The organism is Polyangiaceae bacterium (assembly GCA_016715885.1).
Lineage (GTDB): Bacteria > Myxococcota_A > Polyangia > Polyangiales > Polyangiaceae > Polyangium.
This window is the reverse complement of record JADJXL010000028.1, coordinates 559,083-585,741: the sequence shown is the minus strand read 5'-3', so window position 1 is coordinate 585,741 and position 26,659 is coordinate 559,083. Positions and strand designations below refer to the sequence as shown.

Genomic DNA, 26,659 nt, shown 5'->3' with positions numbered 1-26,659 from the left:
CGAACGATGGTGCATTCTTCAAAGCGTGTTTTCCGAACGAATGGGATTCTTCTTTGCTCGGCGCTCGTGCTGTTCGTCGCGGCGCTTGCTACGTCGAGCCGTGCGCAGGAGAAGCCATCCGATGAAAACCGAGCGCTTGCGGAAGTATTGTTTCGCGATGCCAAGGCGCTTTCCGAAAAGGAACGATTCGACGAGGCATGTCCGAAGTTTCAGGAAAGCCATAGGCTCGATCCGAAGCCCGGGACGATATTGAATTTGGCTGTTTGTCGAGAAAAACAAGGCAAAACCGCCTCCGCGTGGCTCGATTATCTGGAAGCCGCATCGTTTGCGGCTCGAGCGGGGCAAAAGGATCGGGAAACGTTTGCAAAGGATCAGGCCGCAAAGCTCGAGCAGCAGCTTTCGCGGCTCGTCGTGCGCGTTCCCGATGCCACGCCGGGGCTCGTCGTGAAAGTGGACGCGACCATTTTGAATAGTGCGTCATGGGGAACCGCCGCGCCCATCAATCCAGGCGAGCATTTGATCGAAGCGACGGCTCCTGGTCATCAGCCGTGGTCCAAGCCCATGACGATAGAAAAGGGTCCCGTCAATGTCGAAGTGATCGTGCCGAAGCTTCCGCCATTGGTTGAGGAGAAACCGCCCGAGGTCGCTTCACCGAGCGTGGTGATTCCACCTTTGCAAAAGCCGCCCGCGGAAAAGCCCAAAACGCTCCCGCCTCCGGATGTGCCGGGATGGAACAAACCGCTATGGATTGGTGTGGCGACGGGAGCGGCTGGTTTGGCAGGGATGATCGTTGGTACGGCCTTTGGCATGCGTACGCTCGATTTGCGCGATGCGGGCAATGCCGAATGTGGACCGCCGCCCACGACGACGTATTGTACGAAAACGGGACTCGAGCTGCATGCGCAGGCAGCGTCGTCGGCAACGATTTCGACGGTTGGGTTCGTCGTAGGTGGTGTGGGGCTTGGCGCAGGTGCCGTGTTGATCGGGCTTGGATTGCGCAAACCCACGCCTTTGCCGTCACGCGCGTGGGTATTGCCGCACGTGGGTCTTGCGGGCGCAGGCGTTACGGCGGGCTATTCATTCTAGAATGATGCTCACCCCGGATTGAGAAGCAACGTGCAGAAATAGTATTTCCCGGTCACGTCTGGATCTTGCGATTCGGCCCTCACATGCATCGTGACCGACGTCGTCCCCGGGGGAACGTACGCGCTATCGATGTACACGATATGATCCTCGCCTTCCGAGCCCGAACCATTCTTGAGGAAATTCCCCTTGTCATCGAGCAGCGAAACTTGAAGTCCGCGCAATCCCGATCCATCTCGCTGCGCGCTGCAAAACGCCGTTGCGAGTCCAATACCTGCCGGCACGTTGACGGTAAATTTATCGATATCGCCGTCTACGCCCGCTTTCGCGATGTCCCCATTCACCGACGTGATGTGTCCCTCGCCATCGTCCGTGGGTGATGTTTGAATGGGTTGCGGCGCTGCATCGTTCGGCTCGATTTCCTTCGTATTCGACCCGTATTGATAGTGGTCGAAGAAGTAAAAATCGTTTGTCCCCGTCGTTGCGCCCGCGCCGCGAGACAGCGTGAAGAGATACTCCGTTCCTTTGGTGCACGGCATCGTAATCGTGGGAAGCTCGGGATAACCGAAGGTGTAGTCCCAAACCTGTACGTCGGCTGAAGCGATGATCGTATTGGGCGCGGCTTTCGTGGATACTTGCGCCAAAACATTCGCGTCTGCCGTCGATCCGTTCCCTTCCGTGCCCGCTTGGTAGAAACTGAAAACGCACAATGATCGGCCGTCGAACGGCACCTCGAAATCATTCTGCACCATGAACGAAAACGAGTCTTTGTCCGATACGCTCGCGAACGAACCCCATCCAATCGACTGATAACCAGCCGGAGGGATCTCATTGTCGGGAAAACTCACGAGATTGACCAACGTCGATTGCGCCGGAGTGTCGTTGGGTTCGGAATCGACCGAAACGAGCGCCGCACCTGGATTGATCTCGAATCCGCCGAACGTGTAATCGAAGTTCGTGATGAATTCGGGCAGCGAGCACACGTCTTCCCCGAAGAGCACATAACATTCGCTTACTTCGATGCAATACGTGCCGTCTTCCGGCACGATGTACAGAAGCTCGCTGTTGTTGCTGAACGCACCGTCGTCGTTTCGGGCAATTTGAGTTTTCCCATCGGGGCCATAGAGCGTAATCACGGAATCAGGGTACGCCTCGCCATAAGGATCCTCGTCTGGTTTGCTGTTCGCGCCGAGGAAAATGGATTGTCCTTTTTCAGCTCGACTTTGTAATAGTCGCGATCCACGGCCACCGGATCGAGCTTTCCGGCTGCATCGTCCATCGCGCCGAGCACATAGGGGACGGCTGTATCACAGCTCGTATTGCCGTCCATGTCGACGCCTTGTGAACCACCAGCCCCGCCTCCTCCAACATTCTCTCCACCTTGCCCCCCGCTTCCGCCAGACGGAGTCGTGGTGTTGTCATTGTCGCAACCTGCACTGCCTGCAGTGAAAGCCGCGAGAGCCGCAAGCATAATTCCGTAAAGATGCCTCGAACGCATGGTGCCTCCGATGAAAGAATTCTTCGTGTGCCGATGGCCGGCAGCACGTATCCACTCGTCATCCCTACATCCGTGCGATGTTTTCTTCAAGTGCGCCGTGGCGGTCGGGTGATTGTGAGCACTGCCCGCTTTTTGATCTTTCGTCGGGGCTTTCCCCAGACCGCTTTCTCCGATAACCTGCGCGCACATGCGAACCTTCACCACCGACGGTCCGTGCGAATCAGCGCGTCACTACCTTCTGCCCGCGGCGCCTCGGCTTGCCGAAGCGAAATGCCTCGTTGATCAAGGTGCGTATTTCGTGTTGCGATCGCCCGGACGAACGGGAAAAACCACGGCGCTTCGTGCGCTTGCCGAGACGCTCAATGCCGAAGGACGTCATGCGGCGCTCGTGTGTTCCGCAGCCGTTGCATCACCAGCGCGCAGCGACCTCGTGCTCGTCCAAGAAGCTCTGCTTTCTGCAATTCGCATCGCTGCCGAACAGGATTTGCCGTCCGCGCTACGTCCTCCGCCATTTCCCGCGTCCGCCGATGCCACGCGCCTATGGGAAGGACTCAGCGCTTGGGCACGCGTTTGTCCTTTGCCCATCGTCCTCTTCTTCGACGATGTCGATAGCCTCCACGGCAGCGCCCTCGAATCCGTTCTCCGGCAATTGGAAGCGGGTTTTTCCAGGCGCCCGAGTCATTTCCCGTGGTCGATTGGTTTGTCATGCCAATTCGATCTGCATGAAAATGCTCCCCGGATGCCGGACGATTCCACGAAAATTGCTTCCGCAGGACCGTTCGAACGGTTTTGGGCGTCGCCCGTGCTTCCGCCATTCACCGAAGATGAAATTCGTGCGCTTTATTCGCAACACACCGTCGAAACGCAGCAAGTCGTGGACTCGGGTGCCGTGACATTCGTGCGCAAGGCTTCCGCGGGACATCCCTTTTTCGTCCAGGCGCTCGGACGCGAAGCTGCGGAAATGGTCCCGTGTCCAGGCACCATCACGAAGTCACACATGATTGCCGCGTTTCGCCGCCTCGTCGATCAAGGCGTCTCGTCAATCGACGCTTTGGAATCGCGCCTGATTGAATCGCGCGTGCGCCGGGTCATCGAGCCATTGCTTGCCGGAACAGCCGAAATCGCCTCGGCGTCCGAAGACGATGTGCGGTTTGTCCGGGATATCGGCCTTGTTGCCAAGGACGATCCCGCACGAATCGAAGGACGAATTCATCGAGCCATCATCCCGCGCCTCCTCGCAAAATGCGCAAAGCGCGCCTTCACCGACGATCCGTCGCAGTTTTTCCTGACGGACGGACGGCTTGCCGTCGAGCCACTCCTGCACGGGTTTGCCGTGTTTTACGCGACGCACGGCAATGAGCTTCTCGACGCCATCGCCTATCAAAAAGTCGCTCCAGAGCTCGTTTTTCTCGGATTCTTGTACCGCATGCTCGAAGGGCGCGGCACCATCGACGTGGATTACGGTTCGTCCCGAAGGCGCATCGACGTCACCCTTTCGGTGCCAGCCGTCAAAAGCTCGTCCGATTCGAATACGGAAAACGCCGAGCAGCGGGAAGTGTTCGTGCTCGTGTCACGACGAAAAGGGGATTCCGGCTTGAAAACGCGCGGTCTCGTATGGCTGGAGAATGCACTCGAAGATCAATCGACCGAGTCGGGCACGCTCGTCGTTTTTGATCGTCGTGACAAACACGCGTCGGTGCGACGCATCGAGCTCCGAGAAGCGACGACGATCAAAGGAAAAACCGTGCGATTCTTACGCGCGTGAACGTTTCAGCTCGCCTTCGTGCTGAAGTCGACGATCTGATGAACCGTCCACCGGCTTGAACCGGCAACGATGAGCTCACTGAGCTGCTTCTGATATTCGGCCTGATAGGGCACAGCAGCCATGTCCCTCCAGGCGCTTTCGAGATCATCCAAGCCGTCGATCCTCACTTCCAACTCGATATCCGTATCGCCCGCCCCGATGCCACCCGCGACGATGCGGATCGATCCCGGTCGCCAGCCAATCCGGTTGGCAACGTCGATTTCCCATCGCTGCAGCAGCTTCAGGCAATCGTCCTTGTGTCCAAACCGAGCCGTCAAATGCCAACGCGCTACGTACATGATCCGGCTACCTTTCTCACTCGTTCGTCAACTTCCCGGGACGCTCGAACGAGCACGTCCCCACGCGCGCGCAAGCATAACCCGCCCCGTGAGATCTCGCGCAGGAAAAACATAAAAAGCGCGTGACGCAACGCGTTGTTATGGCGTGCCAAATGTAATCGGAACGTCATTGCCGAGTGCCGAGGAGAGCGAACGGTCCTCGTCACGAATGAGATCCACGCCATGGGACGCGAATCGAAGGGCAGCGGCACGTGCTCGACCATCACCATCGTGAGCGAGCGTGTGCGCTGCGCTGCGCACGAGAAGCGCAAGCTCGAGCGATCGGCCGAGCGTCAGGGCGAACCTTCGCGCGCCCGATTCTACGCCGAGCGGGTCTTTCGCAAACGTACGGGCGAGCCATTCTGCCGCGTGTTCTGCTGCGGAAACGGCCTGCGCTCCTGCCGACCGCAAAGCATCGTCGTTTGCAGATGCGGCGAGCGTGCGGACCTCAGCCAGCAGATCCTCGAGCGGTCCTTCTTTTTGAATGGCTCGAAGCGTGTCGAGCGACAGCACGTTCGTCGTGCCTTCCCATATCGGAAGCACTTGAGCGTCGCGATAGAGCCGCGGGATCCCCGTATCTTCGACATAACCCGCGCCTCCAAAACATTCGAGCACTTCGCTCAGCACGGCCACGGCTTGTTTGCCCGTGGTCAGTTTCGCGAGCGGCGTGACGAGGCGGAGCAGGCGTCCTTCCGATTCCGTGATCACGCCGGTTTCTTCGCGTCCCAGAAGCTCGACGGCCCGGAAATGCAAGGTGAAACGCGCCTTCGGTTTCGGCCTGCAATCCAGCGAGCGTGTCGGCGTGCAGTGGTTTGTCCGTTAATGCGGCGCCAAACTGGACGCGTCGCTTGGCATAATCTCGGGCGAGCGCTACGCCTCGACGCATCCCCGCGGCTGCACAAACGGCATTCCACGTGCGCGTGATGTTGAGCATTGGCGCAATGTTGCGAATCCCATCGGAAGTACCTCGAACGGGGTCGCCAGTGTTCCGTCGAGCGTCAATTCCGCGGTTGGCACTTTACGCGTTCCGAGTTTGTCCTTCAGACGATTGACCAAAATGCCGTTCATTCGTCCATCCGAGCCAAACACTTCGACGAAAAACAAAGCCAGGCCTCGGCCGCCGGAGGGATTGCCTTCGGGCCGTCCGAGCGTCAGTGCCATTTGTGACGTCGTTGCCGACGTGAACCATTTCGTTCCGTACAATCGATAACGACCATCCTCGGCGGCGCGCGCCACGGTCTCGGTCAAACCCACGTCCGATCCGCCCGTGCGTTCCGTCATCCATTGACCGCTCGTCCACGCTGTTTCGGGATCTCGCGACGTGAGCCGCTTGTACGCGTGTGCGGCAAAGTCGTTCTCGTCGTGCACGTTGCGATGTACGAGCAGCGTCTTGGCGGCTCCGTCGGTCATTGCGAGCGGACACGTGTAGACGTCGGTGGATGGATCGAACAAGTACACCATCGCGAACTGATGGATGCGCGAAGCTTCGCCGGACTGTTTCTCGTAGGCCGCGGCGACGAGCCCGTGTTCGGATGCGATGCGTGCCGCTTTTTTCCATAGAGGCGACACTTCGATGTGATCTTGCCGTTTGCCCCACGCATCCCACGACACGAGCCGCGGTTCGTTCAGCCGATCTTCGAGCTGCATGCGATACAGCTCATTGCCTGCGAGCTCTCCCATCGCTCGCAATTCCGGAGCGACCCGAGCGTGCACATCGGGCGAAAGCGTGCGCTTCAGGTAGGCACCGAGCACGCGGTCGTCATCGAACTGGTTTCCGAGCGTAGGGGGGGATTGGTAAAAAGCCATGATTTTCAGGTCGGGCAAGGCAAACGGGCAATGTACTTATTTTTCCTGGGAATCCAACCACGCGGCAAAGTCAGCCGGCGAGTGGTCGAAACCGAGGGCTATCACACGTTCCGCGCCCAGCTCGCCTACACGATCTGCAAGCGTCTTCTGTTCATCTGCGGTCAGCGATCGACCGAGTCGTTGAGCGACGATGTTCTCGACCAGCTCTCGCTTGATCTGCGGTTCGAGCTCTCGCTTGATCTGCGGTTCGAGCTCTCGCTTGATCTGCGGTTCGAGCTCCTTGCGGAATTCTTCGCGGAATTCTTCCCTATCTTTTTTCCTCTCTTCGCGGGCCCACGTGAGAAGGTCCATGACGAACTCCTTCAGCTCCCCATTCGGCAACGATTGGGGTCGTGCAAGTCGAATTGTACCCGTCTGACCCAGCCTGTTGCAAGGTCTTTCTCCCAGGCATCGTCAGGCATGGCGTCGATCTCGCGTAGGGCTTGTCGGCGGACGGGCGGATGACCAAGCAGTCGCAAGAGGACGGTATCTCGCGTTTTGGGCAGCTCGCCGACGACGACGATGGACACATGCCAATCGCGCGTCGCGGTGGTGTAACACCCAGACAAACCGTCGATCTGCCTGAAGTCGAAGCCATCGGCGACGCTTTGGGGTTTTCCCGCGCAAATGTGCCAAAGCCACGGGATCGGCAGAGCCCGTTTTTCGCGCATCTCGAGCACCCGGAGCCAAGCGTGCCGCTTGTAGAACGAGTCGTGGAATTCGCGCTTATCGACAGTGTCGCTCCAAATTTCGATGACCGTCGGCTCACTCGTAATGGCACGCAGCGCGCCCGTGAAGACCGGCGCGCTACGTCGTTTTGCTACGTCCGGGACGAACCAGAGATCGAGCCGCATGGCATCCGTGGGCGGAATTTCGACCTCCATGACGGCGCTACCATGCAGCTCGACTGTGCCATGCACGAGGTTTTTGCCAAACAGATCCAATCGCTGACGAACCATGGAGAAGGCCGAGTGTGGCAAAAGTCGAGATGTTGTCGAGAGGTTTTTCCGACTGGGACGAGTTTTTCCGAAGTGGTTTGTCCGTGTGGTCGTTTACGGACAATACCTCGTGGCGGGATTGACCGAGTTGCACGTGTTCAGCGATGCGTTTTGACCTTTGGGCACGCTCACGGTTTCGATGTGAATGTGCGGTCCGGACGAACACCCGGAATTCCCGCTGTACGCCAAGAGCTGTCCTTGCTCGACGTGCGTTCCATTCGCGATGCCCCCGGGCAAACCGTCGATGTGCAGGTAATAGACGAAGAAGTCCTTGTTCGAATCGTTCGGATCGCCGCAATCGGACTTCAGTTTCACGTAGTTGAACGAATTCCAGCAGCTCGAGCTGCAACCATTGTTGTAACAGTTGGGGAACCCGAGCGCACTACCGACGACCGTTCCTGCCATGGGCGCATAAATGGGCGTGCCGACCGGCGTGCCCAAATCAATCCCGTAATGACTCCCGCCCGCACCACAAGCGCTGTACGATTGCGTGAGCACCCCCGGTGGTTTCGCGACGCAGCACGATCCGCTGCCAGTGGACTTGCACGAATCAGGCGTGCCGGGAGGATTCAATTGACAACCCGCGGGGCAATCGGTCTTGCCCGCCGTCATCTTGTTTTGACAATTGTAAAGCGCATTGGCATCGCCCCGATCGTCGCGCCACAATAAAGCCCATTGCCCGATACCGCATTCGCACACGGATCTCCGCCGGTTTTGCACGCATCCGCCACGCCCGGCGGATTGACTTGACAACCATTGGGGCAATTCTGCTTGCCGGCCGTGGATCCATTTTGGCAATTGTAAAGCGCATTGGGATCACCTCCAGCGAGCGACCCGCCGCAATAAGCTCCGTTGCCGGACATCGCCGATGCGCAAGGATCCTGCTGCATTTGCACTTTGCACGCGTTGTCTACGCATCCAAGCTCGCACGGCGTCGCGTTCGTCGTGCTTCCGCCGCTGCACGTGTAAAGGCTGCCGTGATCGGCCAAGCCCCCGAGCGCCGAGCCACAATGCTTCCCATCCGCGGCTCCTGCACAAGGATCCGTCGATCCGCCGGACGAGCTCGATGAGCTGCTGCTCGCGCTCGAGCTGCTGCTACTGCTCGAAGTCGTCGCTCCTCCTGCACCATTGCCCCCGCCGCCCATTCCGCCGATACCGCCCATTCCACCGCCGCCGCCCGCATTGACGCTCGATCCGGTCCCCCAACCATCGCCGCCATCGCCGCCTCCATCACCACCAGTGCCCGTCGATGCGGCGCCGTTGCAGCCACCGAACGAAAACAACATCAAGCCGGCCAGCGTGGCGCCTAACGCGCCGCAAAAGCTTTTGTCGTATGAAGCCATGAAGAACTGCCTCCTCAGCCGTTCTTCTATCACCAGGTGCATCGCAACTGTCCGGAATCGTTCGGCTGCCCGCGGAAAAATATGTACTTGACTTTTCCGATGCGACAACTTAGAACGCCTTCCCGTGAAGTTGTCCAACAAGGGCCGCTATGGAGTGCGTGCGCTTTCGACATTGCGTTTCACAACGAGGGTCGTGCCACGCAGATTCGAGAGATTGCCGATCGGGAGACGATTCCCGTGCGTTTTCTCGAACAGATCTTCCAGGATCTGAAGAAGGCCGGTCTCATCGGCGCCAAACGCGGACCTCGCGGTGGGTATCATTTGGCCCGGCCTGCGGCGGAAATATCGCTCGGTGATGTGTTTCGAGCGCTCGAAGGCCCCATCGTCGTATGTTCTTCCGATGAAGAAGCGCGAGACGCTCGGCCGGGTCCCGACGCGCCGGCAGCCGCGTTCAAGCAGCTTGCAGGCAATATCGAATCTTGTTTCGACTCCATATCCATTGCCGACATTTGTGAAAAAGGCGTTTCTCTCGGGGTTCGTCGGCGCGGACGTGACCGCGCGACGTACGTGATTTAGGTGCGCTCGATGAACGAACCTGCTCGTTTGCCGCCGCTGCCATCTCACCCTCGCGTGGTGAGCTCCGTGCTCGACCTCATCGGCGACACGCCGCTTTACGAGCTCCGGAACATCGATCGCGAAACGCCTCGAGGTCGCGTGTTTGCCAAGGCGGAACAATACAATCCTGGCGGGTCGGTCAAAGATCGAATTTGCCTCGCCATGATCGAAGAAGCCGAACGCAATGGAGCGCTCGTCCAAGGCGGCGTCGTCGTGGAACCGACGAGCGGCAATACGGGGATTGGTCTCGCCGTGGTTTGCGCGGCCAAAGGCTACCGCTGCATTCTCACGATGCCCGCCAGCATGTCGCTCGAACGAAGGCAACTGCTCGAAGCGTATGGCGCCGAAGTCATTTTGACGGAACCCGAAGCGCAAATGGAAGGGGCGATCGCCAAAGCTCGCGAAATCGTTGCTTCCACGCCATTGGCGTTTTCCCCTGGTCAATTCGACAATCCGCAAAACCCCCGCGTGCATGCAGAAACGACGGCCCGCGAAATCCTGCATGCTCTCGCCAATGAACGCATTGACGCATTCGTCGCCGGCGTCGGCACGGGCGGCACCGTGAGCGGCGTCGGTGAAGTGTTCAAAAAACGAAAACCTGCGCCGCGTATCATCGCGGTCGAACCGGAAACCTGCGCCACCATTTCTCGCGGAGAACGTGGACCCACCAAAATCCAGGGTCTCGCGGCCGGGTTCGTCCCGGAAAACTATCACCCCGACGCCGTGGACGAAGTGCGCACCGTCGGCGATCTCGCCGCGTACGACACCAAGGTTCTTCTGGCCAAACGCGAAGGGCTCCTCGTGGGCATCAGCGCCGGCGCCTCCGTACGCGTTGCGCTCGACGTCGCACGCGAGCTCGGCCCATCGTCCACCGTCGTCACCGTTCTGTGCGACACGGGCGAGCGTTATTTCAGCCTCGACGAATACTTCAGGTAGTTTGACCACCAAGCATCACATAGACTCTGGAGACAAACATGGCAACCGTTCGTATTCCCACTCCACTGCGCACGCTCACCGGGGGCAAGGACGAAGTCGAAGCGTCGGGCACGACCGTCGGCGAGCTCGTCGCAGACCTCGAAGCGAAATATCCGGGAATTCGAGATAGGCTTCTCGACGAAAAGGGCGTTCGCCGCTTCATCAACATTTTCGTCGGCGACGAGGACATTCGGTTCCTCGACGGGCTCAAGACCGAATTGAAGGGACACGAGCAAATTTCCATCGTTCCGGCCATTGCCGGTGGCGTGCGGTGATGCGCTCGTCGCTCGTGCGATCACGCCGCCTTCAATCGGTGACGGAGGCGGTTGGCAATACGCCGCTCGTGCGGCTCGAACGTGTTGCGCGTGATGCGCCGAGCGTCGAAGTGTACGCCAAGCTCGAGTTTGCCAATCCGGGCGGGTCGGTCAGGGATCGCGCTGCGCTTCGAATGATCACGAAAGCGCTCGAAGAAGGAAAGCTCGGCGGCGGCAAGATCCTCATCGATTCGCCGAGCGGCAATACGGGTGTCGCGTATTCGCTCTTCGGCGCGGCGCTCGGCATTCCCGTGCGCCTCGTCATGCCGTCGAACGTCAGCAAAGCGCGCAAAGACATTGCTCGAGCGTTTGGCACCGAAATCATCTTCAGCGATCCCATGGAAGGATCCGACGGTGCCATTCGACTCGTGCGAGAAATCGTCGCGAAGGATCCCGAAACATACTACTACCCTGATCAATACTCGAACCAAAACAATCCTTTTGGCGCATTACTACGGCACGGGCGTTGAAATTCTCGATGCCGTCGGCGATCGCATTACGCATTTCGTGGCGGGACTCGGTACGACCGGTACGATCGTCGGTACGTCGCGGCGATTGAAAGAACATACGCGGCCCATTCGCTGCATGGCGGTCGAGCCGGACGAACCCCTGCACGGACTTGAAGGGCTGAAGCACCTCGAATCGTCGCTCGTGCCGGAAATCCACGATCGAAATGCGTACGACGAAACGCTCCGGGTATCGACCGAAGATGGCTGGGACATGGCCGATCGGCTTGCGCGCGAGGAAGCTTTGCACGTGGGGCATTCGAGCGGTGCGGCGGTGTTTGCCGCGGTGGAAGTTGCCAAAAAGCTGCATCGCGAACAAGGCGGCGGGTGTGTGGTGACCATCGTGTGCGATCGCGGCGACAGGTACTTTGCTCCAATGAAATGGGAGAAACGTTATTTATGGTGAATGATGTTCCCTGGACGGGCGGCAATCTTTCGATTACGCGCAGCGCGCTCGAAGTCGTCGAAAAGGACGCCCTTCGAGGTTACGCGGCGGACGAAGAAGCGTGTGGATACCTGCGGGGCCCAGCGGATTCTCCGCTTTTGTGTGACGAATGCGTCGTCATGACGAACGTGGCGAACAAGCTTCACGCCATCGATCCAGAACGATATTTTCGTACTGCACGAACTTTTTTTTCATTCAATGAAAAGAAATTCGACGATGCCGTGCGAACTTCGGCGGCCGAAGGCAAACCCGTCAAAGTCTTGTACCACTCGCACCTCGATGCAGGCGCCTATTTCAGCCCCACGGATGCGGCGGTCATGAGCATGGGGCAGCCGCCGGAGACCGAGGGAGGCGCGATCTCGATGGGGACTGGTCCTGCGTGGCCGCTCGCGTTTCTCGTGACGAGCGTGCGAGCAGGCAAAATCGACGAGCATCGGCTCTTCGTGTGGGATGCATCCGCGCGATCGTTTGTCGCAACGAACCTGACGATCGTCGATGGATGAAGCATCGTGAGCGGCTTCGTCGTATGGTTCACGGGTTTGTCTGGGGCAGGCAAGAGCACGCTTGCCGCGCTGCTTGCGTCGGCTCTTCGTGGACGCGGCGTACATGTCGAAGTGCTCGATGGCGACGAAGTTCGGACGCACCTGTCCAAGGGGCTCACGTTTTCTCGCGAAGATCGCGATACGAACATCCGCCGCATCGGGTTTGTCGCCAAGCTCCTCGCGCGTAGCGGAGCGTGCGCGATCACGGCTGCGATAAGTCCCTTTCGGGCGATTCGCGACGAACAACGAGCGCAGGCTGGAAGGTTTGTCGAGGTCTACTGCTGTTCGTCCATCGAAGCGCTCGCGGCGCGTGATCCCAAGGGTCTTTACCGCAAGGCGCTGGCTGGGGAAATCAAGGGTTTTACCGGGATCGACGATCCGTACGAGGAACCTTTGGCGCCCGAGGTCGTGGTGTACACGGATCGCGAGACGAAAGAGGAGAGTCTCGCCAAGATCCTTGCAACGCTCGAACAGCGTGAATACATCGCGGCGCGCGCGGCTTCGGCTGTTCAGTTGTCGTCGCTTGCGGCGCCGCATGGTGGGCATCTCGCGCTGTGTCGAGTGGCGGGGGAGCGAGCAGAAGCGCTCTCGGAAGCGGCGCGAGCCCTGCGCGTGATCGAATTGGATGCGGAGAGCGAGGTCGACGTCGAGCTCTTGGCGACGGGTGCGTATTCGCCGCTCGAAGGTTTTTTGACCTCAAAGGATTGGCTACGCGTCTTTGCCGAGATGCGTTTGGAAAATGGTTTGCCTTGGCCGGTCCCTGTGGGTTTGCCCGTGTCCGATGATGTGGCGCGTGATCTTCGTCCGGGTGCCGAAGCGGCGCTTCGATCGCGCGATGGGCGTCTTTTGGGTGTGATCGACGTCAGCGACGTGTATTGTCCGGAAGAACTCGTTCGAGGTCGAACGATGGTGGGTCCGTTTGGCGAGGCCGATCCGGAAATGCTGCGACAGCGTGCGCGTAGTCGTCTTTTTGTGGGCGGCAAGGTTCGGGTGTTCGGCGAGCATGCGCTACGTAATGGAGTCGAAGTCCGAACGCCGGCGGAGACGCGTGCGTCATTCGAAGCGTTGTCCTTGCGGTTTGTCGCGGGCATGCGTACGCGCGTGCTTCCGCGCCGCGCGGAGGAGCATGTGGCGCGTATGGCGCTCGACGTGGCGGGGGGGCTCTTGTGGCAGGTGCTGGACGGTTCCGATCGCGTGCCGCTGCCTGCGCGGCTTTCGTGTCACGAGGTGCTCATACAAAAATATTTTCCTGCCAAACGCGTTGTGTCGACTGCGGGGCTCGGAGGGTTTGCCGTGGGATCGCGGGCTGCGATTGTCGATGCAATCGTATGTCAGAATCATGGATGCTCGCACGTCGTGTTGGGGCAGGGGACCAACGTGGATGTGCGTGACGCATTCCGCCTATTTGCCCCGGGTGAGCTGGCGATCGTGCCGCTCGTATTCGATGACGCTGGGTTCTGTTCCGCGACAAACTCGATGGTGACGGCCCGAAGTGTGCCGGAGGGTGCGGCGATGGCGACGTTATCGGAGGCGGAGATACTCGATAAGCTTGCAGCCAGCGAGCCGATTTCGGGAGACGTCGTTCGGGATGAGGTGGTCGGCGTACTTGCGCGTGCGTTGACGACGACGGATGGAACGAATGTAGAATTAGCTACCAGACCTTGAATCTGGGGCTGGATGACACCTTGTTACCGCGTCGAATACGTCACTTGCACGAATCCAAAATCGTACGCCTTCGACCGCAATAGCGTCAGCTTCACATCCTTGTCGAGTTTTCCGAACAATGGTCGCCCTTCGCCGAGCAGCACCGGTATCAACGTAATCGTCAGCTCGTCAATCAATCCCGCCGCCAAAAATCGTTGAATCGTTATCCCGCCGTCCACGTACAAATGCGTCGCACCCTCCGTTTCCAAGCGTCGCATCAATGCACCCGGCGCCTCCGATGAACACGAGACCGTTTTCGTCAACTCCGCCGGAATCTCGACCGGCCGGCTGCTCAGCACCACGACGCGTTTGTCCCCGTACGGCCACGGGTCGAACGTGCGCCATATCGAACGAATGGCGACCCATCACCAGCACATCGACCGAATCGGCGAAAGCCTTGTAACCACAATCTTCGCCCGGTGGAATGGTTGTATTCGCTTCGTTCAGCCAATCGATGCTGCCGTCCTTGCGAGAAATGAATCCATCGAGGCTCGTAGCAATGAATACGGAGGCGCGGATTGTCATGGGTGGTTCAACCTTCGGAACCGCGCACCGTACACGAAATTCCGGACATCTCGCAACCGTCGACGCGACACGCGGACGCTGCGCCTTTGACCGCCCTCACGTGAATGACTCACGCAAGCAACGAATCCGATGCGTGGAAAGCTCTTCGCGTCTATGCTCCTGCCCCCCAGCTCGGCTCGCTCCATTCATCGAGGAAACGTGGCGATTTGTCCGGACAGACCCGATCGTGAAGTGCGCCGCACAAGGGCGGCACGATGGATCATGTCGACGAACATCCACGCATGGCTCATCGCCGTCGCAGTCCTCTTCGCTGCACCTGTCGCATCTGCCGATCTCGTCGAAGATGCCGATCGCCTCGCAACCGAATGGACTCGGCGTGGCGCCCGTACGCACCGGCCGAAGCCTGTTTTTGCCGAGCACGGGCAAACCAGGATCCTCGAGATCGAACCGAACGTGCTCGATGCCGCAGCCCCAGGTTGCATCACCGTCGCTTTGCTTGGTGCACCAACCATCGACTACGTTGCCACGCCCCTGCGCGATGGCATGCCGCTCGATGTGCTCCCCTTGCCCGATGGTCACCCCGCGCTTTCGCTCGATGCGGAAAGCACACGCAGCGGCATCGGTGTCGCGACGCTGACGCGTTGCAACCAAGAGCGCAAAGAGCTCGCGCGTATTGCCGTCACCATGCGCTCGCCTCGAGGCGCCATCGACACCGTCGTTGCGCGTGCGGCATCGTCGCTCGGTGACGCGCGCGAAGTGCTTTCGGAACGCGTCGCAGGGGTCGTCGCCCCGCGAGGCAATCCCGGCAGACCGCTCGAACCAGGGCCGCTCGCCGAACGTGTCGTGCGCGCCCGAACAGCGAGCTCGTGCCAAGCGAGGCAGTCCTTTTCGCGCGTTTCCGTCGTCGCGATGCCCGAAGGGGCCGGACAAACCCGGCTGCGTTTGTCCGAGGGTTGTCACCGCATTTCCGTCATGGCCGCGGTGCCGACCTCCTTTCCGCATCAAGCCACCGACGTCGACGCCGAGGTGCGAGACGATTCCGGTCGTGTGCTCGCTCGTGATCGCGCCGAAACCGCGGATGCTCGGCTCGACTTCTGCGTGGGTGAACCGTCGCGCGTTGCCGTCGTGTACGGCGGCGCATCCGGCGCCGTACCCGTGATGGTGACGGACGCCGCGTGGCCTTTGCCCGAGGCCATTCCAAATCACTGGGGCGCTCGCGTACGTGCCGGGTTTGCTCTCGCATTCAGGCGAAGGAGTGCTCCCGCTCCGACGACGCCCGCCGCGTTCGAGTCCATGGGTTCGTCGGGACCAACGATGATTCCCGTATCCATCGAACCCGGTCGTTGTTACTTTGCAGCGGTGTCGGTTCTTCGCGGCGAACCTCGCGGCATGCGGATCCATGCGACGGTCGGGGATCGGTTTGTCCGAGATGATGTCATCGACAGGCCTGAAGGAGCGGGTCTCGCCTTCTGTTCAGAAAGTGAAGGCGCGGCTCGGATCGAAGTCGATGCGCGCGGAAGCAACGTCTTCTGGGTATTTGCACTATTTCCGCTCGGTGGGGGCTCGACCTGATGCGCTCTTCGAAAACGATCGCGCACGCTACAGCCGTCTTCGTCGCGCTCGTGTGTACGAGCTGCGGCGCTGCGGTAAAACCTGCGCGCTCGCCGAAGGAAACAAAAATAAAAATCCTTCCCGAGCATGCCGATGCAGAGGCGCTTCTCGTGACGGATGCGGCGCGCGCTCGCGAAGCTGGTGCCGGACCACTCGAAGTCGTCTCGTCGACGTATTTGTCCGAGGGAGATCGGACAGGCGCATTCATCTCCATTCCCGATGAATCGTGTGCTCTCGTCATCGCACGAGGCTCCGCATCGGTGGTCGATGTCGATCTCTTTGCGTACGAAGACGATGGAGCAACCTTTGGCGTCGACGAATCGAGCGATGCGCGCCCGGCCGTCTTGATTTGCCCTCCGCATCCGCGGCGTCTGTTCGTTTCGGCGCGAGTCGTTTCGGGCGGCGGGCTCGTTGGAATTGGTGTGCAGGCGCTACCCCCGGCGGCCACTTCTGCGGTGGAAAAAGTGGCTGGCACCCGCGGGCGTTCCGGAGGTGAAACCGGGCGCCTCGAAGCGTGGCCGGGCCTCGAAGCGAAGCTGCTCGCGCATCGCGCGTGGCTGGGAGGCGCATGGGAGGACGTACGGCGTGCAGCGCTGCCCGTTGCACCTCGAGCAGCAACACGCATGACCGTGCCGCTCGAGCCCGACAGGTGCCTCGATGTCTTCGTTTCGCCGGGTGAAGAAGTGGGTTCGCTCGAAGTCGTGGCGGAAGATGCCGCGGGACGCATCGTCGCTCGGGGTCGTGATCGAGGTCGTGATCGAGCGCTCGTGCTTTGTTCGGCCTCGTCTGCGGAGATTTCGATCGCCGTGCGGCCTCGGGCATCGACGGGCGTCGTTGCGGTCGTCGCGAGTCGTTCTCGGCTTGGCGCGGCTGGATTCATCGAGCCTTGTGCGCGTGCCGAATACGTCACGGAGCCGCGTGAGTTATCGGAAGCGCGTGCGGACCTCGACAAACGCTTGGTGGACAAAGGGTATGGCGCGGCGAAACTCGTGACGACGGCAGCCGCAAAACTCGGAAGTCGAACGCCCATTGCGGTGGACCTACCTGCGGGCTGCTCGAGGCTCGATGTCATTGCGGGCAAACCACTCGCCGATGTGGGTGCGGCGTTATGGGACGAACGCGGCGTGCTTTTGGCAGAAGGACGGGGAGGGGCAGGGGTGACGCTTTTTGCATGCGGCGCGGGCGGGCCGGCAAGAATCGACGTCGAGGCCTATTCCCGGCCGGGGCCGTACGCCATCGAGTTACGTAAGGACAAACTCGCGCCGCCGCTGCTCGTCGCGCACCCTTGGGCTGCCAGCCGCCTTCTTGCCGTGCTCGATGCTGGAGGTGTACGCGCTTCTGCTGCGTCTGCTGCGGGCTCTGTGCATTTGTCTCTCGATGCGAGCAGTCGCGCCACCCTTCCCATCGACGTCCCAGCGAAGGCGTGCGTCGAAGTGGTTGCTGCGCTGGATCGCGTCGGCGCGGGTCTCGACATGCGTTTGGCCGATGCTTCTACTGGCGAAAATACCGTAACGCGTGGTAGGTTTGTCGTGGCCGATCGTCGATGTGCATCCGACGTGCCTGCGAAAGCCATTGCGGAATTTCGTTTGTCGGCGGGCAAAGCCGATGCGCTCGTCTTCATGCGGACGTTGCCGGATTGAGCGTGCCGCCATAGTGAGATCGAAGAGGCGATCACATGCGTTCGGAAAAGTCGGCAAGGTGCTGGCTGCCATCCGAGTCCGTTGAGGTTTCCGTGGACGAGTGCCCTCACGCATGAAAGCCGGGCGTATTTTTTTTCTCGTACCCTCCCCGCGTTCGCCTTTGAAGCGCTATGCTCGTTGCGATGTTTCGGCCAAGCCTCCTCGTCGTACTGTCGGTGCTGGGCGCATGTCACCAGATCGAGCCCGCCCCGCCTCCTCTTCGCCCGCGAAATTCCGATGCGGCGAATGCGCAGCCTGCTCCTTCCGCGACCGAACCCGGGGGGCACCATGCGGCAGCGGAGCCTTCGCCTGCTGGGGCAATTGCACCGCGAGTGGCCGTGGAGCAAGTGGAACCCGGGCAGGAGGCGCTTGCTCAGGCGATCCTCGAGGCGTCGAAGCCGTCGATGTCCGAATGTCGAGCCAATTCGGGCGGCGGTACGATTCGCCTGCGCGTCGTCGGGACCAAGACCTCGGCGCGCATTACGATTGATCCTGGGTCGACGGGCATGAGCGATTCGATGCGCCATTGCGTGCTCGAAGCATTGTCGACGCTCGACGTGCCCGATACGCTTTCGCGAGGGAGCCCGTCCATGGCCCCGTCGGCGGGTTTTTCCTCGATCATTGCGGTGAATTGGTAATGCCCGCCAGCGTACCCGTTTCTTCGCTCATCTGCATACCCGAATTCGAAAAAGCTGCTCGATCGGCGCTTTCTCGAATGACATGGGATTATTATCGTTCGGGGGCCGACGCCGAACGCACGCTTCGAGAAAACGTTCGCGCATATCGCCGCTGGGAAATCCATTATCGCGTTCTCGTGGACGTGTCGCTGCGTGATCTGTCGACGAGCGTTCTTGGCATTCCCGTGTCGATGCCCATTTTGATCGCTCCAACGGCGTATCACCGTTTGGCGCATCCCGATGGCGAATTGGCGACGGCGCGCGCCGCCGCCGAAGCCGGCACCATTTACACGTTGTCGACGCTTGCGACGACATCCATCGAAGACGTCGCACGCGTATCCCAGGGCCCCCTTTGGTTTCAGCTCTACGTGCACAAAGATCGCGAGCTCACGCAATCGCTCGTGGCGCGCGCCGAAGCGGCGGGGTTTCAGGCCATTGTATTGACCGTCGATACGCCCGTGCTCGGACGTCGCATACGCGATGTGCGTAATGGTTTTGGTTTGCCCGCGGGGCTCGTCATGGCAAACCTCGTGGATGCCGCCGGAATGGCGGGCATTCAATCGAGCTCGGCGCTTGCACGTTACATCGCTTCACGGCACGACGCATCGCTCACGTGGCGGGACGTCGAATGGCTGCGCGGGATGACTCGTCTGCCCGTGCTGCTCAAGGGAATCGTTCGTCCCGACGATGCATTGCGAGCCGTCGATGCAGGCGCCGCGGGGATTGTCGTGTCAAACCACGGAGCTCGGCAGCTCGACGGTGCCCCCGCAACGCTCGATGTCCTTCCGCGCATCGTGGATGCCGTCGCGGGACGCGTGCCCGTGCTCGTCGATGGCGGAATTCGCTGGGGCAGCGACGTCCTCAAAGCGCTCGCGCTCGGAGCTCGAGCGGTCATGATTGGCCGTCCCGTGCTCTGGGGACTTGCCGTGGGTGGTTCGGCCGGAGTCCGTTCGGTGCTCGAGATTTTCCGCGAAGAACTGTCGACCGCGATGGCGCTTGCGGGGTGTTCGTCCATCGAAACCATCGATCGGTCGCTCGTCGAAAAACGTGTGCGTTGATTGTCGAGACCAACCGTTCGTCTTATTTGTTGCAGGTCAAAATATCCGTTGCGTTGGCGAAAGGGCCACACATTTCCGACACGTCGCAGTCGAAGTTGGCATGGCAAACCTTTTTGACCGTGACCATGATCCCATATCGCGGATGTTGGAAGCTGCCGCTGCATTCTTCTCTGGGGACGCAGACGGCACCGATCACGGTTTTTTCTGGAACGAGACAACAAACCTTTCCCGTCACGCAGTCTTCCGGCCCATCGCACTCGTAGACGACGGCTTCGCCTTGATCCGTACGCGCACACTGCGTCGGATCCTTGGTGCACGTGGGCGGGTTGAACGTGGCGCAACACGCGGTATCGCACGTGAGCGATCCGCAGCGGATTTGTTTCTTTCGTCGCGGGGGTGGAGCCAATGCGGGTGCAGTCGCTTGCGTGGGCGTGCTCGTGCAGATGCACGGCAAGTACCGCGATCCATCCGCATCGCAGGCTTGCACGCCTTGCTTTCCGCCGGGACAAGCACACGCAACCTGCTTACCGGGCACGCATGCTTGCGACTTGCAAGCGCTGACGAGTGCCATCGCAAACGCGAGTGCAAGAGCGGCAAGGGGCGCGAGATTGCATTGGCGAAGACGCATGACGATGGTGAGATCCTCGCCAAGCGTATGAGTTTTCGGGCTTTACGTCGACGCTTGCAAGAGTGACGCACCTGTCCCTTTCGGCGTGGAGTCCTCGTTCGCGATCGGTTACGATGACCGCGACTATCTTCGCACCAACGTGCGTTTTTGCGGGAGGAGTGTCGCGGCGTGGCCATCACAGAGGGCGCGATCATCGGCGGCAAATTCAAGCTCGAGCGACCGCTCGCGCAAGGTGGCATGGGGTCCGTCTGGGTCGCGCGGCATCAGCTCCTCGACACCGACGTCGCCGTCAAGTTCATGGAGAAGTCCATCGCGGAGAACGAATCCGCACGGCATCGTTTCGAGCGCGAAGCGAAAGCAGCGGTGCTCATCAAGAGCCCGCACGTCGTGCAGGTGCTCGACTACGGCATCGAGGATGGATCGCCGTACATCGCGATGGAGCTCCTCGACGGTGAAGACCTCGACCATCGACTCGAGCGCGGAGGTCCACTCAATCTCGAACAGTCTTATCGAATCATCGAGCAGCTCGGCAAGGCGCTACGTCGTGCGCACGACCTTGGAATCGTGCATCGCGACTTGAAGCCCGGAAATATTTTTCTCTCGAGACATGGCGATGAAGAGATGGTCAAAGTCCTCGATTTCGGCATCGCCAAAGACGTCACCGTGACGGGTTCGGCGTCGGCGACGAGCACGGGTGCGCTTCTCGGATCGCCTTCGTACATGAGTCCCGAGCAGATTCGCGAGACCAAGCTCGTCGATCATCGCAGCGATCTTTGGTCGGTGGGCGTGATTCTTTACGAGATGCTCACGGGGCGTTTGCCCTTCGACGAATCGGAAAACATCGGCAAGCTGCTCGTTTCAATCTGTACCGATCCAGTGCTTCCTCCTTCGGTGATCGTGCCTTCGCTCAGCATCGAGGTGGATAGGTTTTTCGAGAAAGCGCTCGCGCGCGACATGAAGAGCCGGTTTCAGAGCATGGCCGAGCTCGTCGATACGCTCGGCGAATGCGCCGGCATTCGGCCTGCTCGCACGAGTCTTCTCATTGGCACCGACATGCGTGCCGATCGCGGATCGATTCCTGATCGATCGATGGAAACGGACAAGACGCTGTCGCTCGATCCGGTCGTGGCCAAGAGCGTCGATCGGGCAGCATCGACGCGCATCGAGTCTGGTGAGAGAAGCGGGTCGCTTGCTCCGTCGGAGAGCGGCGAGCGCGGGGGTTCGTCTCGGAAGAAGTTTGTCCCGATCATCATCGGCGCGGTTGGCTTGGCCGCCGTTTTGGGCGTCGGTGTCGCGATGAAAAGTTCCGATGCTGGCAAGACGTTGCCCGACGACGCCGAAGCAAGACCGGCGACGCCGTCGGCCGTCGTGCCATCGGTTGCGACGGCGGAAGCTTTGCGCGAAGTGTCCGTCGCGATCGATCCACCGGATGCCAATGTCGAAGTCGATGGGCGTCCAGTGACTGTCAATGCAGGCGGGAGCGTTACGATAAGCGGCGAGCTTGGCAGTGCGCACGCCGTGCGCGTTTATAAAGACAAACTCGAATTTCGTGCGGAAGTGGCGATTACGGCCAAGGGTCCCATTCCGGACAAACTCGCGCTACCTGCTACAAAGCCTGCGGCATCGACATTGCCTGCGGTCGCGACGGCGCCTGTGGTCAAGCCGGCGGTAACGGCGACGACGCAGGCGACATCCACGCCGACGACATCGAAGACCACCACCAAACCCCCGACGGGCGAACCTGGACCGGATCGTGACTTTCAATGAAGTCCCGACGTAGCTGCACGCATCCAATGACGGACAAACCGATGACGGACAACGCATTTCGTTTTGGTCGTGGTTCGAGAACGGTCATTGCAGCACTCGTGGCGCTGTTCGTCACGGCGCCGGTGATGGCTCAACCGAAAGGTGCAGGAAAGGGAGAAAAACCCAAGCCTGCCGCAGAGACGCCTCCGCCGCCGCTCGATCCTGCGGCCCAAGCGGAAGCGACGGCGAAAGAAGAGGCGCGCAAGCATTTCGATCAGGGGCTCGCGCTTTTCGATCGCGGTTCTCTCGAAGCTGCGCTACCCGAATTCGAGAAGTCGATTTCGATTTATCCGACGCGCGCGGCCATCAAAAACGCAGCCTTGTGTTTGCGTCGCCTCAATCGATTTGCGGAAGCCGTCGACATGAACGAACGGCTGCTGGCGTTTGCCGGCGTGTCCGACGAAGAAAAGGCCATTGCCAATGCGGAGTTGGCGCAGCTTCGCCCCGTCGTGGGCAATATCGTCATCGATGGAGTCCAGCCCGGCGCGACGGTTACGATCGATAACAAGCCCATTGGCACGACGCCATTGAAAGGGCCGCTTCACGTACCGGTAGGGACACGTGTCGTTCGCATATTGAAGGCAGGGTTCGAAACGTTCGAAAAACGGGTCGAAGCCGTCGGTGGCAAGGAAGTCACGGTTCGCGCTGTGCTTGCGCCGCTCGAGCTTTCGGGCTGGCTCCAAGTCGACGAGGCATCCGGGTACAGCGTGGATGTCATTCTCGATGGTGAAGTCGTCGGGAAGACGCCATGGCGTGGTCTCATTGCCACGGGTGATCATCTCGTCGTCTTGCGCGGCGACAAACGCCAAGGCACCCAGCCAGCTCGGGTGGAGGTTCGTCAGAGCCAGGTGACGAACATGCTCGTCATCGTCGAAGAGCTCGGGTCGGATCTGCGCATCGAGTCGAAAGTCAAAAATGGCGACATTTACCTCGATGGTGTGTACGTCGGAAAAGACACTTGGGAGGGGTTTGTCCGTACTGGTTCGCATCGCGTTGAAATTGGTGGCGATGGGTTCGTCAAGGAAGAGCGCCGTATCGAGGTTGCTCCGGGCAAACGCGAGGTCCTTTCATTTGGGCCAAGCGTCGAAGCTCCCCGGACGTTTTGGGAGGAAAACCCTCCATTCATCGAAGCGGGCGGAGCGTTTGCCATCGGATCGTCATTTGGCGGCATTGCCGACGAATGTGGCACGGGCTGCTCGCCGTCGCCGGTCATGGGCGGTATGGGCACGATTCGAGGTGGGCTTTCGATACGGTCTCGGTGGTCGGTTGGATTCGATCTCGGGTTTCTTTACGCTCAGCAAACGATAAACAACCGTACGGCGACGATTTCGCCGATCGGTATCGGGTCGTATGAATCCAACGCGGTGACCGACGAGCTCTGGACGCGCGGCTTTACGGCGGGCGTGGGTGTCGGCGTAAAGTTCGGCGATAGGTTCCCGGTGGGCTTCAGGCTCGGTGTGGGCGGATTTTTCGGCTCGTTCACGGATGTGCGGACGGGCGATTTTCAAACCAAAGGTCCGCCGCAACAAGCTGCGCAGCCGGCCAATTTCACGCCCGTACCCTACACGGTCGAGGCTGGTCAATCCTTTACGATGACGGCATTCTACGTCATGCCCGAAGTCCGGGCGGGCGTGCGGATTCGCAAAAACCTCGACATCCATTTGTCTTTGGGCGGAATTCTGCTCGTAATGCCAAACGCGCCCAAATGGGTCCCCGAAGATGCTATCGTACAGGCGGGCAACGATGGCTGGGCCCAATTCGAAAAGGAAGCTCTCGCGAGCCGCGTGCAGTTCGTGGGTACGCCGGCTCTTCTGGTGAATTATCGATTCTGACTTGGAAGGAGCGCTTATGAGAAGCACGAGTGGTCGCATCGGTGGGGGTATCGTACTCGTTTCGTTGCTCGTGGGGGCATGTTTGTCGGAGCGAGAAAAGGACGACGCTGCAGGAGCGGAGGCATTGGCTCAGCCCGAAGCCGTGTTCCGGGACGCGCGTGACGCGAACGAGGTCGTCCTTGCCGTTCGCACGCAGCTCGAACGAGCGTTTGGCAAGGCAAACGTTCAACTTCCGGGCACGCGAGCGCCGGGCTTGACACTTGGCAACTTCAATGTTGTCGGTTCGAAGGTTGCACCGCACGTCGAGCTCCTTTCGGCCGGCGGAGTTTTGGGCGAGGTGCCTGGCGCGCGGGCGGAGATTGCATTGCCCGTACGCGCAGATGGAGCATTTCGGCTGCGCGACGAGCAGAGCGGTATGACGATTGACGTAGGTCTCGCGGGCGCAACAGCATCGGCACGCGAGGAGTCCAATGGTTATGTCGTGTATCGTTCTGGTTATGTGAATGGTGCACATATCGTTCATCGGCCGACATCGCAAGGCACCGAAGATTACGTGTTTTTCCCGGAAAAGCTCCCGGAGACACCCGAATTGCGTTATGATTTGGGGCTCGGTGAGGGCGTTGCGGGATTGCGTCTCGTCGACCGGACGCTCGAAATGCTCGACGCGAAAGGTGCGCCGAGACTGCGCATGACCCAGCCGTATGCCGTCGATGGTGACGGTCGTCGATTGGCAATCAACGTGGCGATCGAGGGCTGTGCGTACGACGCGTCCGGCGTCGCTCCGTGGGGACGTCCCACGGTCGATCCAGGGGCGAAGCATTGCTCGGTGCGGCTTTCGTGGGATGCTAGCGCCAAGGCACCGCTCGTCGTGGATCCCGAATGGATTCTGTCGACGAACATGAATCATGCGCGGATGAATGCGACAGCGACGCAGATGCAGAATGGTCGCGTTTTTGTCTTCGGTGGCGACACGGGTGAAGGCTCGTCGGCATTGGACGCCCCGGAGATTTATGATCCGGAAACGAATTCGTGGGCGACGACGACCCCGGCGCAGAAACCTCGGGCGAACCATCAGGCGGTATTGACGCCCGACGGCGTCGTGGTCATTTCGGGCAGGACATCGCCATCCGTGATGCGTTACAATCCGCAAAATGCATCGTGGAGCCAATTGCCTCAACTTTCCACAGCTCGTTCCAGATTCACCGCGACGTTCATTCCGACGAAGGGCATTCTGGTGACCGGTGGCTTTGACGTCAACAGCGGTAATGCTGTGACGAACTCCACCCAATTCCTTGCCGCGACACCCAATGCTCAGTGGGATGGTGGGGGTGAAATGGCGCACAAGCGTGCGGGCCATACGGCAACGTTGCTCAAAAACGGCCTCGTATTGGTCACCGGTGGTTTTGGTGGCGACGACCTCGAGTCACCGACGACCGCGGAGCTCTTCGATGTATCCGCGATGGCCCCGGATTCCCCGTGGAGCTCAGCGGGCAATATGGCAAGCGCGCATGCGAACCACGCGGCGGCACGGCTCGCCGACGGGCGCGTCGTCGTCATGGGAGGCATCTTTCCCATGACCCAATTCTCGAAAAATGTGGATATCTTCGATCCCGCAACGAAACAATGGACGGCAGGTCCTCCGATGATGACGGGTCGTGCCTATTTTGCGGCAGCCATGCCCCAAGGGCTGGACGGCATCGTCGTGATGGGTGGCCAGGTGCAAGGCGCCAACCTTCCCGAACCGTCGAATCTCGTTGAAGCGTTTGCGCCTGGCAACAACGCATGGAAAGCATTGCCAAACATGAGCTCGGCGCGTGCGTACTTTGCGGCTGAAGCGCTGTCCAATGGTCGCATACTTGCGATTGGCGGCGTAATTCCAGCCGACAACACGCCGGGAACATCCGAGCTTTTGGCCTGTACCAGTGACGAGGACTGCTCGGCCGAGACATATTGCGCAAAGGATCAATCGTGCAAGCCGCGTAAACCGAACGGTGAAACGTGCGACTTGCGTCCAGCGGAAGCGGACGGTACGGATTGTTTCGCGAAGGAATGCCACGTGTGTAACTCCGGCAATTGCGTGGACGGCTTCTGTTGCGACACGCCCTGCTCAGGGCAGTGCGAGAGTTGCAATGGATCGGCCGTCGGCGCGCAGGCCGGCCTATGCGCGCCGGTGGTCGGGGTGCCGGTCACCGACACGTTATCCCAGCGCGATGCATGCAAGGGCGATGGGTTGTGCGGCGGCGCGTGCAACGGTATCAATCGTGAATCCTGTACCTATCCCGAAGGCAACAACTGCCGTTCGTCATGCGAGGAAGGGAAATTCCAAGCGCTCGCCTGTGATGGTCAGGGAAGCTGCGCGGCCGTCGCTTTCGAGCAAGCGTGCAGCCCGTACGCGTGCGACGAAGCGGGCAAGCAATGCATGACGACGTGCACCCAAACCACCGACAATACGACGAAGTCCGGTTGTGACGACGAAACCTCGGTATGCAACGTGGATGGCCAATGCATTTCGCGCCCCACCAAGTGCATTGACGACAATTCAATGGAATTGGCCGATGGTTCGGTACAATCGTGCGGGGCGTTCCGATGCCAGAAGGGCGCATGCCTGAGCGTATGCGACACCGCCTATGATTGCGCCACGGATCCTGCCGGAAAAGTCACCTACGTCTGCGACGAGAGCCGGAAATGCGTCGAAGCGCAGTTTGAAAATACGGTAGAAAGCGTCACGGGCTGCTCCGCTTCGCAATCGCCGAATTCCTCACGCCTCGGCTGGCTCGCCGCTCTCGCCATTGCCGGTGCCTTCGCGGCTCGGCGTCAGCGCGCTCGCGCCTGA

22 protein-coding genes and 3 pseudogenes are annotated in these 26,659 nt (G+C 60.2%); 15 read left to right on the top strand and 10 right to left on the bottom strand.

Annotated features, from left to right (window positions below; translation table 11 throughout):
- Nucleotides 1-6: 6 nt before the first annotated feature.
- Nucleotides 7-1,086, top strand: coding sequence for a hypothetical protein (locus tag IPM54_43810; GenBank protein MBK9266700.1), 1,080 nt, complete (start codon nucleotides 7-9; stop codon nucleotides 1,084-1,086).
- A gap of 8 nt (nucleotides 1,087-1,094) precedes the next feature.
- Here the strand turns inward: IPM54_43810 and IPM54_43805 are convergent, their stop codons facing one another.
- Nucleotides 1,095-2,219 carry a hypothetical protein gene (locus IPM54_43805; GenBank protein ID MBK9266699.1) on the bottom strand — a complete coding sequence of 375 codons (1,125 nt, stop codon included), beginning with the start codon at nucleotides 2,217-2,219 and terminating at the stop codon, nucleotides 1,095-1,097.
- Nucleotides 2,216-2,581, bottom strand: coding sequence for a hypothetical protein (locus IPM54_43800; GenBank protein MBK9266698.1), 366 nt, complete (start codon nucleotides 2,579-2,581; stop codon nucleotides 2,216-2,218). The genes IPM54_43805 and IPM54_43800 overlap by 4 nt, the downstream gene beginning before the upstream one ends.
- 187 nt (nucleotides 2,582-2,768) lie before the next feature.
- Between IPM54_43800 and IPM54_43795 the strand changes: the two genes are divergently transcribed.
- Nucleotides 2,769-4,346 carry an ATP-binding protein gene (locus IPM54_43795; protein MBK9266697.1) on the top strand — a complete coding sequence of 526 codons (1,578 nt, stop codon included), beginning with the start codon at nucleotides 2,769-2,771 and terminating at the stop codon, nucleotides 4,344-4,346.
- Nucleotides 4,347-4,351: 5 nt separating this feature from the next.
- On the opposite strand, the gene IPM54_43790 is transcribed toward IPM54_43795, so the two are convergent.
- The 6 genes and pseudogenes from IPM54_43790 to IPM54_43765 all read right to left on the bottom strand — a co-directional run bounded on the left by IPM54_43790 (nucleotide 4,352) and on the right by IPM54_43765 (nucleotide 8,909).
- Complete coding sequence (locus IPM54_43790; protein ID MBK9266696.1) at nucleotides 4,352-4,684, bottom strand: hypothetical protein; 333 nt, start codon at nucleotides 4,682-4,684, stop codon at nucleotides 4,352-4,354.
- 138 nt (nucleotides 4,685-4,822) lie between these two features.
- A pseudogene (locus tag IPM54_43785) lies at nucleotides 4,823-6,529 on the bottom strand (acyl-CoA dehydrogenase family protein).
- A 36-nt stretch (nucleotides 6,530-6,565) separates the two neighbouring features.
- Complete coding sequence (locus IPM54_43780) at nucleotides 6,566-6,880, bottom strand: hypothetical protein (GenBank protein ID MBK9266695.1); 315 nt, start codon at nucleotides 6,878-6,880, stop codon at nucleotides 6,566-6,568.
- 11 nt (nucleotides 6,881-6,891) lie between these two features.
- Complete coding sequence (locus IPM54_43775; protein ID MBK9266694.1) at nucleotides 6,892-7,527, bottom strand: hypothetical protein; 636 nt, start codon at nucleotides 7,525-7,527, stop codon at nucleotides 6,892-6,894.
- A 93-nt stretch (nucleotides 7,528-7,620) separates the two neighbouring features.
- A complete protein-coding gene (locus IPM54_43770) occupies nucleotides 7,621-8,178 on the bottom strand; it encodes a M23 family metallopeptidase (GenBank protein ID MBK9266693.1) in 558 nt (185 codons plus the stop codon).
- Complete coding sequence (locus IPM54_43765; protein ID MBK9266692.1) at nucleotides 8,175-8,909, bottom strand: hypothetical protein; 735 nt, start codon at nucleotides 8,907-8,909, stop codon at nucleotides 8,175-8,177. Before IPM54_43765 ends, IPM54_43770 begins: the two co-directional genes overlap by 4 nt.
- A gap of 99 nt (nucleotides 8,910-9,008) precedes the next feature.
- Between IPM54_43765 and IPM54_43760 the strand changes: the two genes are divergently transcribed.
- The 6 genes and pseudogenes from IPM54_43760 (at nucleotide 9,009) to cysC (ending at nucleotide 13,971) form a co-directional block, all read left to right on the top strand.
- Nucleotides 9,009-9,485, top strand: coding sequence for an Rrf2 family transcriptional regulator (locus tag IPM54_43760; protein ID MBK9266691.1), 477 nt, complete (start codon nucleotides 9,009-9,011; stop codon nucleotides 9,483-9,485).
- 9 nt (nucleotides 9,486-9,494) lie between these two features.
- Complete coding sequence (gene cysK, locus IPM54_43755) at nucleotides 9,495-10,460, top strand: cysteine synthase A (protein ID MBK9266690.1); 966 nt, start codon at nucleotides 9,495-9,497, stop codon at nucleotides 10,458-10,460.
- Between the two features lie 38 nt (nucleotides 10,461-10,498).
- Nucleotides 10,499-10,774 (top strand): MoaD/ThiS family protein, encoded by a 276-nt coding sequence (locus IPM54_43750; protein MBK9266689.1) that lies wholly within the window; start codon nucleotides 10,499-10,501, stop codon nucleotides 10,772-10,774.
- Nucleotides 10,774-11,725, top strand: a pseudogene (locus IPM54_43745) (cysteine synthase family protein). Before IPM54_43750 ends, IPM54_43745 begins: the two are co-directional and overlap by 1 nt.
- The gene (locus IPM54_43740; protein MBK9266688.1) at nucleotides 11,719-12,267 is read left to right on the top strand and encodes a Mov34/MPN/PAD-1 family protein; all 549 of its coding nucleotides are present in this window, start codon (nucleotides 11,719-11,721) and stop codon (nucleotides 12,265-12,267) included. Before IPM54_43745 ends, IPM54_43740 begins: the two are co-directional and overlap by 7 nt.
- A 6-nt stretch (nucleotides 12,268-12,273) precedes the next feature.
- Complete coding sequence (cysC, locus tag IPM54_43735) at nucleotides 12,274-13,971, top strand: adenylyl-sulfate kinase (protein ID MBK9266687.1); 1,698 nt, start codon at nucleotides 12,274-12,276, stop codon at nucleotides 13,969-13,971.
- A gap of 23 nt (nucleotides 13,972-13,994) precedes the next feature.
- Here the strand turns inward: cysC and IPM54_43730 are convergent.
- A pseudogene (locus IPM54_43730) lies at nucleotides 13,995-14,535 on the bottom strand (dihydrofolate reductase).
- Between the two features lie 261 nt (nucleotides 14,536-14,796).
- Between IPM54_43730 and IPM54_43725 the strand changes: the two are divergent.
- From IPM54_43725 to IPM54_43710, 4 genes are all read left to right on the top strand, one after another.
- Nucleotides 14,797-16,107 (top strand): hypothetical protein, encoded by a 1,311-nt coding sequence (locus tag IPM54_43725; GenBank protein MBK9266686.1) that lies wholly within the window; start codon nucleotides 14,797-14,799, stop codon nucleotides 16,105-16,107.
- Nucleotides 16,107-17,786: a hypothetical protein gene (locus IPM54_43720; GenBank protein MBK9266685.1), complete on the top strand. Its 1,680-nt coding sequence runs from the start codon at nucleotides 16,107-16,109 to the stop codon at nucleotides 17,784-17,786. Before IPM54_43725 ends, IPM54_43720 begins: the two co-directional genes overlap by 1 nt.
- Nucleotides 17,787-17,968: 182 nt before the next feature.
- Entirely contained in the window at nucleotides 17,969-18,463 is a 495-nt protein-coding gene (locus tag IPM54_43715) for a hypothetical protein (protein ID MBK9266684.1), read from the top strand.
- A complete protein-coding gene (locus tag IPM54_43710) occupies nucleotides 18,463-19,560 on the top strand; it encodes an alpha-hydroxy-acid oxidizing protein (GenBank protein ID MBK9266683.1) in 1,098 nt (365 codons plus the stop codon). Before IPM54_43715 ends, IPM54_43710 begins: the two co-directional genes overlap by 1 nt.
- A gap of 22 nt (nucleotides 19,561-19,582) precedes the next feature.
- Here IPM54_43710 and IPM54_43705 read toward each other — a convergent pair whose 3' ends face one another.
- Nucleotides 19,583-20,188 carry a hypothetical protein gene (locus IPM54_43705; GenBank protein ID MBK9266682.1) on the bottom strand — a complete coding sequence of 202 codons (606 nt, stop codon included), beginning with the start codon at nucleotides 20,186-20,188 and terminating at the stop codon, nucleotides 19,583-19,585.
- Between the two features lie 168 nt (nucleotides 20,189-20,356).
- Here IPM54_43705 and IPM54_43700 point away from each other — a divergent pair, with 168 nt between their 5' ends.
- The 3 genes from IPM54_43700 to IPM54_43690 are packed head-to-tail and all read left to right on the top strand — an operon-like array spanning nucleotide 20,357 to nucleotide 26,659.
- Nucleotides 20,357-21,955, top strand: a complete 1,599-nt coding sequence (locus IPM54_43700; protein MBK9266681.1) for a protein kinase — start codon at nucleotides 20,357-20,359, stop codon at nucleotides 21,953-21,955.
- Complete coding sequence (locus IPM54_43695; GenBank protein ID MBK9266680.1) at nucleotides 21,952-23,826, top strand: PEGA domain-containing protein; 1,875 nt, start codon at nucleotides 21,952-21,954, stop codon at nucleotides 23,824-23,826. Before IPM54_43700 ends, IPM54_43695 begins: the two co-directional genes overlap by 4 nt.
- A gap of 16 nt (nucleotides 23,827-23,842) precedes the next feature.
- Complete coding sequence (locus IPM54_43690) at nucleotides 23,843-26,659, top strand: hypothetical protein (protein MBK9266679.1); 2,817 nt, start codon at nucleotides 23,843-23,845, stop codon at nucleotides 26,657-26,659.

Coding starts and splice junctions, on each gene's coding strand:
- IPM54_43740 (MBK9266688.1), top strand. CDS start 11,719: ATGGTGAATGATGTTCCCTGGACGGGCGGCAATCTTTCGATTACGCGC.
- IPM54_43690 (MBK9266679.1), top strand. CDS start 23,843: ATGAGAAGCACGAGTGGTCGCATCGGTGGGGGTATCGTACTCGTTTCG.
- IPM54_43795 (MBK9266697.1), top strand. CDS start 2,769: ATGCGAACCTTCACCACCGACGGTCCGTGCGAATCAGCGCGTCACTAC.
- IPM54_43790 (MBK9266696.1), bottom strand. CDS start 4,684: ATGTACGTAGCGCGTTGGCATTTGACGGCTCGGTTTGGACACAAGGAC.
- IPM54_43725 (MBK9266686.1), top strand. CDS start 14,797: ATGTCGACGAACATCCACGCATGGCTCATCGCCGTCGCAGTCCTCTTC.
- cysK (MBK9266690.1), top strand. CDS start 9,495: ATGAACGAACCTGCTCGTTTGCCGCCGCTGCCATCTCACCCTCGCGTG.
- IPM54_43710 (MBK9266683.1), top strand. CDS start 18,463: ATGCCCGCCAGCGTACCCGTTTCTTCGCTCATCTGCATACCCGAATTC.
- IPM54_43810 (MBK9266700.1), top strand. CDS start 7: ATGGTGCATTCTTCAAAGCGTGTTTTCCGAACGAATGGGATTCTTCTT.
- IPM54_43770 (MBK9266693.1), bottom strand. CDS start 8,178: ATGACGGCGGGCAAGACCGATTGCCCCGCGGGTTGTCAATTGAATCCT.
- IPM54_43765 (MBK9266692.1), bottom strand. CDS start 8,909: ATGGCTTCATACGACAAAAGCTTTTGCGGCGCGTTAGGCGCCACGCTG.
- IPM54_43695 (MBK9266680.1), top strand. CDS start 21,952: ATGAAGTCCCGACGTAGCTGCACGCATCCAATGACGGACAAACCGATG.
- IPM54_43750 (MBK9266689.1), top strand. CDS start 10,499: ATGGCAACCGTTCGTATTCCCACTCCACTGCGCACGCTCACCGGGGGC.
- IPM54_43775 (MBK9266694.1), bottom strand. CDS start 7,527: ATGGTTCGTCAGCGATTGGATCTGTTTGGCAAAAACCTCGTGCATGGC.
- IPM54_43705 (MBK9266682.1), bottom strand. CDS start 20,188: ATGCGTCTTCGCCAATGCAATCTCGCGCCCCTTGCCGCTCTTGCACTC.
- IPM54_43800 (MBK9266698.1), bottom strand. CDS start 2,581: ATGCGTTCGAGGCATCTTTACGGAATTATGCTTGCGGCTCTCGCGGCT.
- IPM54_43780 (MBK9266695.1), bottom strand. CDS start 6,880: ATGGACCTTCTCACGTGGGCCCGCGAAGAGAGGAAAAAAGATAGGGAA.
- IPM54_43720 (MBK9266685.1), top strand. CDS start 16,107: ATGCGCTCTTCGAAAACGATCGCGCACGCTACAGCCGTCTTCGTCGCG.
- IPM54_43760 (MBK9266691.1), top strand. CDS start 9,009: ATGCGACAACTTAGAACGCCTTCCCGTGAAGTTGTCCAACAAGGGCCG.
- IPM54_43715 (MBK9266684.1), top strand. CDS start 17,969: ATGTTTCGGCCAAGCCTCCTCGTCGTACTGTCGGTGCTGGGCGCATGT.